The sequence below is a fragment of the Arthrobacter sp. 2YAF22_2 genome (assembly GCF_052114645.1).
Taxonomy (GTDB): Bacteria; Actinomycetota; Actinomycetes; order Actinomycetales; family Micrococcaceae; genus Arthrobacter.
This window is the reverse complement of sequence record NZ_JBFRFD010000604.1, coordinates 1-1,951: the sequence shown is the minus strand read 5'-3', so window position 1 is coordinate 1,951 and position 1,951 is coordinate 1. Positions and strand designations below refer to the sequence as shown.

The following is a 1,951-nucleotide window of genomic DNA, read 5'->3' as shown; positions in this document are numbered from 1 at the left end:
GGCCAACGTAGGGCATGGCGGAGTCCGTGGCCTGGTGGATGAATTCCCCGCTGGGGGTCAGCCTCGTGGCGAAGTTGACGTCCAGCTCGCCGTAATAGGCGGGATCGCCCGGCTTGAGCCCGATGCTGGCGGCAGACATGTGCTCCACCCGGTATTTCTCCATCAGGACCAGATAGCCGCGCGCGGACGGGAACCTGGTGTCGCCCATGGTCGAGGGCCACTCGCCGACCTGTTTGTCGTTGATGAAGGCCTTGAAGGTGTGTGCCGTGGCGTCCGCGATAGCGACTTTCTTGTCGCCGATGTGCACAGTGACCTTCTTGTTGAAGTTGCCGATCTGGCCTTTGCCGAGGTCGACGCCGAACAGCTTCATGTCCATCGTGATGGTGCTGTTGGCCGCCCAGAAGTTTTCCGGCCGGTATCTGACCATCGTGTTGCTGAACCAGTGGAACGCACCGGCCTGCCCGGCGCTGGAGCTGACCGTAATGGCCTTCTCGACGGCGGCCCGGTTCAGGACCGGCTCGCTGAAGGTGATCTGCAGCGGCTGCGCCACCCCCACCTTCATGCCGTCCAGCGGGTAGATCGCCGCGTCGGCCTCGTTGGCGGTCGAGACGGTGGTGAACGTCCGTGTGGTGTTCGTGGTGCGCCCGGCGCCGTCCACGATGGAGTACGTGTAGCTGTAGCGGGTGTTGAATTTCAGCGGCCCGGCGGCGGACCAGCTGGAACCGTCGGGGCTGAGTGTGCCGTCCACGGCGTCGCCGGAAGCGCTGGTGAGGGCCGCGCGGTCAATCCGGCCGTTGCCCACCTTCAGGGTCACCGGCGCCGCCGGGTTGACCTGGGTGGCGGCGTCTTCGGGCGCTGCAGTGAGCTGGACCGGGGGCACCACCGGAAAAGCGAGCCCCTGGGTGGCGCGCTCCGGGGAGGCAGCCTCGGAGGCAAAGGAGGGGTGGGCCAGCGGTCCGGCCGCGGCGAACACGCCGCCGCCCGCTGCCAAGGCGCACACCGCTGCCAGCACGGCGGCCTTGCGGCCGGTGCTCCAGCTTTTCGGGGCGATCACTATACTCGGTCCTTCCAGACGTTACCTTGAAAGCATAAGTGAAGTTCCGGCGCGGACCGCTTTCCCGAACGCGACGATATGGTCACAAAGGAGCCCCGGACGGCGAGTCCGGGGCTCCTTGGCGCGGGGGTGCTCGGCGGCTAGTAGCGGTAGTGATCCGGCTTGTAGGGGCCGGCGACGTCGAGGTCCAGGTAAGCGGCCTGTTCCTTGGTCAGCTCGGTGAGTTCCACGCCGAGGGCGTCCAGGTGCAGCCGGGCGACCTTCTCGTCGAGGATCTTCGGCAGCACGTAGACCTGCTTTTCGTATTCGCGCTCGCCCTCGGGCTGGCCCGCCTTGGTGAACAGCTCGATCTGCGCGATCGTCTGGTTGGCGAACGAGTTGCTCATCACGAAGGAGGGGTGGCCGGTGGCGTTGCCGAGGTTCAGCAAACGGCCCTCGGACAGGACGATGATGGAACGGCTGTCCTTGCCCTTGGCGGGATCGGCCTCGAAGACCCATTCGTGCACCTGCGGCTTGATTTCGACCTTTTTGATGCCTTCGATCCGGGCGAGTCCGGCCATGTCGATCTCGTTGTCGAAGTGTCCGATGTTGCCCACGATGGCCTTGTCGCGCATCCCGGCCATGTRCTCGGCCATGATGACGTCCTTGTTRCCSGTGGTGGTGATGAAGATGTGCCCCTCGGCCAGGACGCTCTCCAGCGTTGCCACCTGATAGCCGTCCATGGCTGCCTGCAGGGCGCAGATCGGGTCGATTTCGGTGACGATGACGCGCGAGCCCTGGCCGCGGAACGCTTCCGCCGCGCCCTTGCCGACGTCGCCGTAGCCGCAGACGACGGCGACCTTGCCGCCCATCAGCACGTCGGTGGCGCGGTTGATGCCGTCCGGCAGCGAGTGGCGG

General features: G+C 66.1%; 2 protein-coding genes. Both read right to left on the bottom strand.

All coding sequences use genetic code 11. The features are described from left to right. Positions 1-1,054 (bottom strand): Ig-like domain-containing protein (locus tag AB4Y86_RS17775; RefSeq protein WP_441403478.1); only part of this gene is annotated, 1,054 nt, incomplete at its 3' end. Between the two features lie 140 nt (positions 1,055-1,194). Then, a partial coding sequence (locus AB4Y86_RS17770) for an adenosylhomocysteinase (RefSeq protein WP_441403477.1) occupies positions 1,195-1,951 on the bottom strand: 757 nt, incomplete at its 5' end.